At 70.2% G+C, this 6,881-nt stretch carries 9 protein-coding genes and 5 tRNA genes; 7 read left to right on the top strand and 7 right to left on the bottom strand.

Translation table 11 applies throughout. The annotated features are described in order from the left end of the window. Positions 1–27: 27 nt before the first annotated feature. Positions 28–99: transfer RNA gene (locus ABZ070_RS34250), tRNA-Val, on the bottom strand. A gap of 54 nt (positions 100–153) precedes the next feature. Beyond that, the gene (locus tag ABZ070_RS34245) at positions 154–642 is read right to left on the bottom strand and encodes a TIGR02611 family protein (protein WP_356639737.1); all 489 of its coding nucleotides are present in this window, start codon (positions 640–642) and stop codon (positions 154–156) included. A 190-nt stretch (positions 643–832) separates the two neighbouring features. Between ABZ070_RS34245 and ABZ070_RS34240 the strand changes: the two genes are divergently transcribed. Continuing rightward, positions 833–1,246, top strand: a complete 414-nt coding sequence (locus ABZ070_RS34240) for an SsgA family sporulation/cell division regulator (RefSeq protein ID WP_003959770.1) — start codon at positions 833–835, stop codon at positions 1,244–1,246. Between the two features lie 203 nt (positions 1,247–1,449). Continuing rightward, positions 1,450–2,004, top strand: coding sequence for a CGNR zinc finger domain-containing protein (locus ABZ070_RS34235; protein WP_356639735.1), 555 nt, complete (start codon positions 1,450–1,452; stop codon positions 2,002–2,004). Between the two features lie 26 nt (positions 2,005–2,030). On the opposite strand, the gene ABZ070_RS34230 is transcribed toward ABZ070_RS34235, so the two are convergent. Further along, the gene (locus tag ABZ070_RS34230) at positions 2,031–2,183 is read right to left on the bottom strand and encodes a hypothetical protein (protein WP_356621226.1); all 153 of its coding nucleotides are present in this window, start codon (positions 2,181–2,183) and stop codon (positions 2,031–2,033) included. Between the two features lie 118 nt (positions 2,184–2,301). Further along, a complete protein-coding gene (locus ABZ070_RS34225) occupies positions 2,302–2,751 on the bottom strand; it encodes a hypothetical protein (RefSeq protein WP_356639741.1) in 450 nt (149 codons plus the stop codon). A gap of 177 nt (positions 2,752–2,928) precedes the next feature. On the opposite strand from ABZ070_RS34225, the gene ABZ070_RS34220 reads away from it, so the two are divergent. After that, positions 2,929–3,444 carry a DsbA family protein gene (locus ABZ070_RS34220; protein WP_356639733.1) on the top strand — a complete coding sequence of 172 codons (516 nt, stop codon included), beginning with the start codon at positions 2,929–2,931 and terminating at the stop codon, positions 3,442–3,444. Between the two features lie 12 nt (positions 3,445–3,456). Here ABZ070_RS34220 and ABZ070_RS34215 read toward each other — a convergent pair whose 3' ends face one another. From ABZ070_RS34215 to ABZ070_RS34205, 3 genes are all read right to left on the bottom strand, one after another. Further along, positions 3,457–4,296 carry a GNAT family N-acetyltransferase gene (locus tag ABZ070_RS34215; RefSeq protein WP_356639731.1) on the bottom strand — a complete coding sequence of 280 codons (840 nt, stop codon included), beginning with the start codon at positions 4,294–4,296 and terminating at the stop codon, positions 3,457–3,459. Positions 4,297–4,359: 63 nt separating this feature from the next. After that, positions 4,360–5,190 (bottom strand): aminodeoxychorismate lyase, encoded by an 831-nt coding sequence (locus tag ABZ070_RS34210; protein WP_356639739.1) that lies wholly within the window; start codon positions 5,188–5,190, stop codon positions 4,360–4,362. Between the two features lie 8 nt (positions 5,191–5,198). Next, positions 5,199–6,248, bottom strand: coding sequence for a chorismate-binding protein (locus ABZ070_RS34205; RefSeq protein WP_356639729.1), 1,050 nt, complete (start codon positions 6,246–6,248; stop codon positions 5,199–5,201). Positions 6,249–6,459: 211 nt separating this feature from the next. Between ABZ070_RS34205 and ABZ070_RS34200 the strand changes: the two genes are divergently transcribed. The 4 genes from ABZ070_RS34200 (at position 6,460) to ABZ070_RS34185 (ending at position 6,806) form a co-directional block, all read left to right on the top strand. Then, a tRNA-Gly gene (locus ABZ070_RS34200) sits at positions 6,460–6,532 on the top strand. Positions 6,533–6,567: 35 nt separating this feature from the next. Continuing rightward, a tRNA-Cys gene (locus ABZ070_RS34195) sits at positions 6,568–6,641 on the top strand. A 1-nt stretch (position 6,642) separates the two neighbouring features. Next, a tRNA-Val gene (locus ABZ070_RS34190) sits at positions 6,643–6,714 on the top strand. A gap of 20 nt (positions 6,715–6,734) precedes the next feature. After that, a tRNA-Val gene (locus ABZ070_RS34185) sits at positions 6,735–6,806 on the top strand. Positions 6,807–6,881: the final 75 nt, after the last annotated feature.

Below are 6,881 nucleotides of genomic sequence, written 5' to 3'. Positions count from 1 at the left end.
GTCGGTCTCCGGGGCCTACGGTCCGGGTGGGCGATACTGGGTTCGAACCAGTGACCTCTTCGGTGTGAACGAAGCGCTCTCCCACTGAGCTAATCGCCCGGGCGCAGCGCAAACATTACCGCATGTCAGGCGGTCCTCAGGACCACTGCGGTGTCACTCGTCGATCTTCCACGGCATGGTGATCCCGAACTTCCAGAGGTAGATGCCGACCAGCACCGCGATGATCACCAGACCGACCGTGGTGAGGATGATGTTCCGGCGTCGCACCTTCGGGTCGAGGGCCCGCTGGGCGGCCTCGGTGACCTTGCGCTTGGTCCAGCGCAGCACCAGCTGGGCCCAGACGAACTCCGTCGCCCAGATCGCCATGCCGCCGAAGATGACCACCCAGCCGGGTCCGGGCAGCACCAGCATCGAGACACCGGCGCCGACGACGGCCAGGCCGACGATGAAGACTCCGACCTGCCAGCTCACGTGCAGTGTCCTGGACCGCTTGATGAAGTGCGGCGCCCTCGAGCCGAGCGCCGGTTCCTCCTTCGCCCCTTCCGGGAGCGGCTCGGCCGCTCCGTCCGTCACGTCCCCCGTCACGGGGCCGGCCGTCGTCGCCGCGACGCCCTCTTCCCGCTCGTCACTCTCCGCGTTCATGATTCCAAACCTACCGGATTGAACGCGATCACCGGAATGGCCGTATAACGCAAAGTAATGCACCGCCGTACGAGCGACCTGAACGATCCCAAAACGGTCAGAGGGGTTTACAACGGCACCGTAGGTGGCATGTCGATTTCGCCGACGTGCGAATCCCCGAGCGCACACTGAGCGAAAGGCCCTGGCGCTTATGAACACCACGGTCAGCTGCGAGCTGCACCTGCGCCTCGTTGTATCGAGCGAGTCATCACTGCCTGTACCCGCGGGCCTGCGGTATGACACGGCCGATCCTTATGCCGTGCACGCCACCTTCCACACCGGAGCCGAGGAGACGGTCGAGTGGGTTTTCGCCCGCGATCTTCTCGCCGAGGGCCTGCATCGGCCCACCGGCACGGGCGACGTACGAGTCTGGCCGTCCCGCAGCCACGGTCAGGGCGTCGTCTGCATCGCGCTGAGCTCCCCGGAGGGCGAAGCCCTGCTCGAGGCCCCGGCGCGGGCCCTGGAGTCGTTCCTCAAGCGGACGGACGCCGCGGTGCCACCCGGCACCGAGCATCGACACTTCGATCTCGATACGGAGCTGTCGCACATTCTGGCCGAAAGCTGAGCCGAAGTCCGGCCGGCGGAAAACTGCACGGCGCCGTCCGTCTCGGGGAGACGGCGCCGCGCGGACAACCACATATGGCGATCACCGGCGCCGTCGTCGCGGAATCCACCGCGGCGACGGCGCCGGTGCGCTCTCCACACGAACCGATAGAGTTCAGCGCAATTCGTCGGGCACCGGCCCGCATCCGGCCAGGGAGCGAATTCGTGCTGATCCCCCACGACACCCGCATCGCCCTCGACACCGTCGTCGATCTGGTGAACACCGCACCCGAGGGCGATCGGGACGACGCGCTGACGGACGTCGAGGCGCTGTACGGCTTCGTGCGGAGCCACGACGTCAGCGGTGTGGGGGATCTGACCCAGCGGGACCTCAAGGCGGTGCACGGCGTGCGGTCGCTGTTCGCGTCGGTGTTCGCGGCGCCCGACAGCAGGACCGCCGCCGAGGTGATCAACCGCCTCGTGGCCGCGGCGGGTACGACGCCGCAGCTCACGGACCACGACGGCTACGACTGGCATGTGCACTACTTCGCGCCCGGCGCGTCGGTCGCCGACCACTTGGCGGCGGACTGCGGGATGGCGTTGGCGTTCATCGTCGTCGCGGGCGAGCAGGAGCGACTGCGGCGGTGCGAGGCGCCGGACTGCGGGCGCGCGTTCGTGGACCTGTCGCGCAACCGCTCCCGCCGCTACTGCGACAGCCGCACGTGCGGCAACCGCCTGCACGTCGCCGCGTACCGGGCGCGCCGCAAGGCCGCGGGCTGACCGGGCCGTGACGCCTCACCGCGGCGTCACAGCCAGAAGAGGTCATGCACGGCGGCCATCAGCAGCAGGACACCGATCACCCCCAGGAAGATCATCAGGGGCGGCTGGGAGAGCGCGAAGAGGCATCCGCGCGGCTCCTGGGTCGGTACGGGGGGCTGCCCCCGGGAGGTATCGAGCATCTCGGGGGTGATGATGACGCAGCCCGCACCCCGATGATCGACCAACACACCCACCGGGCAGGGTCGTTCATCACATCCCGTGGCACGGATCGGTGCGGGCTGCCGGACCGGGGCCGGGTCAGATGCCGTGCTTCTTGAGGATCGCCTCGATGTCGCTGAAGTCGTCGTCGGTGCCGGATGTCTTCGGGCGGGCGGCCTTGGGGTCGGTGGTGGCCGGACCGGACCGGCCGAGCGAGGCTCGGGACGCGGCGGGCTCGACCGCGTCACGCCGGGCGGCAGCAGCGGCGGCCTTGCGCTCCTTGCGGCTGCCGCCCGTACGCCGCTCAACGGCCCGTGTGGTCATGAACAGCAGGCACGCGCCGCCGAGGAGCCCGAAGCCGACCCAGGCGGTCGGGCTGAAGGCCGTGCCGGCCACCCATTCGACCGCGCCGGTCAGCACCAGGCCGAGCGGCACGAGGGAGTAGGCGGCGATACGCGCCGCTGCGAGGAAGCGCCTGCGGTAGGCCGTGATCGCGGCGATGCCCAGGCCCGCCGCGGACACCGCGGAACAAATGGTCTCGGCCAGCATCCGGTCCTCCAGGGCATAGCGCGGCATGAGCGGTGTGTCCCTTCCATCCTGCACCGCCCCACCCTGTCCCGGCCATGGTGCGACGCCCCACCCGGAACATCTGGGGGACATCTCCGGGTCCCCTCCTCCCCAGGTCCCGGTTGGGGCGCGGGGCACCCGGGCTGGGAGACTGACCGTATGAGCGACTCCACGACCGGCTCCCCCGTCGTCCTCGACGTCTGGTGCGAGCTCCAGTGCCCCGACTGCCGCAGCGCCCTGGAGGACCTGCGCGCTTTGCGCGCCCGCTACGGCGACCGGCTCGAGCTGAGGCTGCGGCACTTCCCCCTCGACAAGCACAAGCACGCCTTCGCCGCCGCGCAGGCCGCCGAGGAGGCCGCATCGCAGGGCAAGGGCTGGCCGTACGTGGAAGCCGCCCTGGCGCGCACTGAGGAGCTGGCGGCGAAGGGTGAGCCGTTCCTGCTGGACATGGCCCGCGAACTCGGCCTGGACGCCGAGGAGTTCGACACGGCGCTGATCGACGGGCGGCACATCCTGATCGTCGACGCCGACCAGGCGGAGGGCAAGGCGATCGGCGTGACCGGCACGCCGACGTACGTGATCGACGGACAGCGCCTCGACGGCGGCAAGAGCCAGGAGGGGCTGCGGGCCCGGATCGAGGAGATCGCGGACCGGCTGCTCGCCGGGCAGCAGTGAGGCGGCGCCGCCCTAGAGGAGCCGCTTGACGAAGTTGCGGTGGGTGGTGCGGTAGCCGAGGGACTCGTAGAGCGCGAGTGCGGGGGTGTTGCCCTCGAAGACGTGCAGGGCGATCCGCCGCTGTCCGGCCCCTGCCGCGATCCGCTCGGCGAGCAGCATCAAAGCGCGTCCGTAGCCCTGGCCGCGGCGGTCCGGTGCGACCTCGACGTCGAAGACGTACGCACCCTCCTGACCGGGACGCACCTCGGTCTCCGAGACCCAGACATGACCCACTGCGGTGCCCTCGTCGAGCAGGTTGTGGATGTGGGTGCCGGGAGTCGCCCGGCCGTCCGGGAGGAGCCGCACGTGGACCGCCTCGGAGCGGGCGAGGGCCTCCGCCTCGGGCACGCCGCGGGAGATCCAGTCCTGGGCGAACTGCCGCACCGCGTGTGATCGCCAGCGGTCGAACTCCTGCTCCCCCATGGGCCGGCTCTCGACCCCGTCGGGCAGCGCCGGCGAGGGGCCGAGGGGCTCCTTGAGCATGTTGCGGCCCCGTTCGGTGTAGCCGAGCGCGGCGGCCATGCGCAGGGCGGCGGCCGCGTCGGCCGGGATGGAGGCACGCACCTCGGTGCAGTTCCAGCCGCGCAGCACCTCTTCGGCGGCGAGGGCGGCGACGGTGCCGCGGCCACGTCTGCGGTCCGCGTCGTCGATGCGCAGCGACCGCACCTGGCCGACCGGGCGGCCCGCGCCGGGGTCCGTGGCGAGTTCGACCGCGCCGACGGGCCTGCCGTTGACGCAGACGTCGTAGGTGCGTGCGGTGGCGCCGGTGTCGTCGCGCTGAATCGGCCCGGTGGGCCGCAGGGTTGTGGTCATCGAGGAGTTTCTACCTGCCCCGCGGCTGTCCGACACCAGGTTTTCCGACGGCCCTTCGGTGGCTTACGGGGACTTGGGGTCGCGGTCCGCCGCCGCACGCTCCTCGAAGACGCGCATCGCCTTCGTCGTCACAGGGCCCGGCGTCCCGGGGACGTCACGGCCGTCGACGCGCCGCACCGCCTGGACGTCGCGGAGCGTGGAGGTCAGGAAGATCTCCTCCGCGCTGTGGAGCACGTCCATGGGCAGGTCCGTCTCCTTGGCACCCGTCCACTCGACGGTCAGCGCGCGGGTGATGCCGGCGAGGCATCCGGAGGAGACCGGCGGGGTGTGCAGTTCGCCGTCGAGGACGACGAAGACGTTGGAGCCGGTGCCTTCGCAGAGCTGCCCGACCGTGTTGGCGAACAGGGCTTCGGAGGCGCCCTGGTCGTGCGCCTTCGCGAGCGCCACCACGTTCTCCGCGTACGACGTCGTCTTCAGCCCGGTCAGCGCACCGCGTTCGTTACGGGTCCAAGGGACTGTGATCACCGCGGTGGTGTCGGGGCGTCGGACGCTCTCGCCCACGGCGACGACCAGCGTCGGTCCGTCGGTGCCGCGGTCGGAGCCCAGGGGCGACAGCCCGCCGGTGTAGGTGATGCGCAGCCGGCCGAGCGGCATCGGGTTGGCGGCCAGTACGGCGGTGCAGGCGTGCCGCACCTCGTCGAGGTCGGGCTCGGTGAGCCCGAGGCCTTTGGCGGAGCGGGCCAGCCGTTCCAGGTGGCGGGTGAGGGCGAAGGGCTGCCCGTCCACCGCTTTCACGGTCTCGAAGATGCCGTCGCCCACGGTCATTCCGTGGTCGAGCACGGAGACCCGGGCGTCGTCGAGGTCCGTGAGCGCGCCGTTGACCCAAACCTTCATGGCGACCTTCATCGAGTTGTCCTTCCACTTGCCGCGTACGCGCCCGACGCTACCGCCAGCAGCCGGGATGCCTTGAGTTCCGTCTCGGCCCACTCGCGTTCCGGGTCGGAGCCCCACGTGATTCCCGCGCCGGTGCCGAAGCGCAGGGTGCTGTCCGTGCGGTCGATCCAGAAGGTGCGTATGCCGACCGCGAGCTCCGCCGTGCCCCGGTCGGCGTCGACCCAGCCGATGCCGCCGCAGTACGGTCCGCGTGGCGCGGTCTCGAGAGCCTTGATGATGTTCAGTGCGCTGGACTTGGGTGCCCCGGTGACGGATCCCGGCGGGAAGGTGGCCGCGAGCAGCTCGCGCCATCCCGCTCCCCGCGCAAGGGTGCCGCGCACGGTGGAGACGAGGTGCACCAGTCCGGGGTGGGGCTCGATCGCGCAGAGGGCGGGGACGGTGACGCTGCCGGTGGCGCAGACGCGACCCAGATCGTTGCGGACCAGGTCCACGATCATGACGTTCTCCGCGTGGTCCTTCTCCAGCAGATCGCCGGCGGTACGGCCCGTCCCCTTGATCGGGCCCGACTCGACGGTGTCCGCCTCCCTGCGCAGATAGAGCTCGGGCGAGGCCGTGGCGATCTCCACGCCGTGCGCGGGCAGCCGGATCGTTCCTGCGTACGGCGCCGGGTTGCCTCGCGCCAGCAGGGCGGTCAGCTCGTCGACGTCCGCCGTGGCCGGGTCGGGCAACGGTGCGGACAGGACTCGGCAGAGATTGGCCTGATAGACCTCGCCCGCCGCGATGTGCTCGCGGATGCGCCGCACGCCGGCGACGTATCCGGCGCGGTCCAGCGAACTCGTCCACTCCTCCGGGGCGGGGCCCCGCCAGCGTCCGGGCACGGGCTCGGGAACCGGCTCGCTCCGGACGTCCCCGAAGCGGGCACAGGTCAGGCGGCCCTCGAAATCTGCCGCGACGGCCCAGAAGCCGGTGGAGTCGAGGGCTGCGGGGTCGCTGGTGACATCCCGGAGGTCGGTGGCGACGAGGGAGCCGAAGCGGGCCAGAGGAGCAAGGTCATGCACGTTGTTGAGTCTATGACCGGCGGGGATGAGCTGCCGATGAGCGTCCGGCGGGCCGCCGGTGTGCTGCGCGTGAACCGCAGGTGGGCCGCCGCCCGGCTGCCGTGGAGCGAACACACGTCGGCAAGCTGCACAAACGCGTTTTTGTACTGGCCCGGGAATCCGCTAGAGTTCAACTCGTCGCCGGGACGCGCAAGCGGATCGGAACCGACAAGCGGACGTGGCTCAGTTGGTAGAGCATCACCTTGCCAAGGTGAGGGTCGCGAGTTCGAATCTCGTCGTCCGCTCGAGAAGGGGGATCTTCCCGAACCCCTGCACTCCGGGTGGAGTGGCCGAGAGGCGAGGCAACGGCCTGCAAAGCCGTCTACACGGGTTCAAATCCCGTCTCCACCTCCAAGGACGATTAGCTCAGCGGGAGAGCGCTTCCCTGACACGGAAGAGGTCACTGGTTCAATCCCAGTATCGTCCACTGGATCCGCGAGGATCCGAGCGCGATTAGCTCAGCGGGAGAGCGCTTCCCTGACACGGAAGAGGTCACTGGTTCAATCCCAGTATCGCGCACGCAGTACGCTGCAGGCAGTAAACCATTAGCGCTGCCGCCGCCGGGCCTTCTGGCGGCGGAAAGTCTGCGACGCC

The organism is Streptomyces sp. NPDC006283 (genome assembly GCF_040613325.1).
GTDB lineage: Bacteria > Actinomycetota > Actinomycetes > Streptomycetales > Streptomycetaceae > Streptomyces.
This window is presented reverse-complemented; position numbering and strand designations above follow the sequence as displayed.

Bases quoted from the DNA above. Each gene is read 5' to 3' on its own strand.
- ABZ070_RS34215 (WP_356639731.1), bottom strand. From the start codon at position 4,296: ATGACCACAACCCTGCGGCCCACCGGGCCGATTCAGCGCGACGACACC.
- ABZ070_RS34240 (WP_003959770.1), top strand. From the start codon at position 833: ATGAACACCACGGTCAGCTGCGAGCTGCACCTGCGCCTCGTTGTATCG.
- ABZ070_RS34245 (WP_356639737.1), bottom strand. From the start codon at position 642: ATGAACGCGGAGAGTGACGAGCGGGAAGAGGGCGTCGCGGCGACGACG.
- ABZ070_RS34210 (WP_356639739.1), bottom strand. From the start codon at position 5,190: ATGAAGGTTTGGGTCAACGGCGCGCTCACGGACCTCGACGACGCCCGG.
- ABZ070_RS34230 (WP_356621226.1), bottom strand. From the start codon at position 2,183: ATGCTCGATACCTCCCGGGGGCAGCCCCCCGTACCGACCCAGGAGCCG.
- ABZ070_RS34225 (WP_356639741.1), bottom strand. From the start codon at position 2,751: ATGCTGGCCGAGACCATTTGTTCCGCGGTGTCCGCGGCGGGCCTGGGC.
- ABZ070_RS34220 (WP_356639733.1), top strand. From the start codon at position 2,929: ATGAGCGACTCCACGACCGGCTCCCCCGTCGTCCTCGACGTCTGGTGC.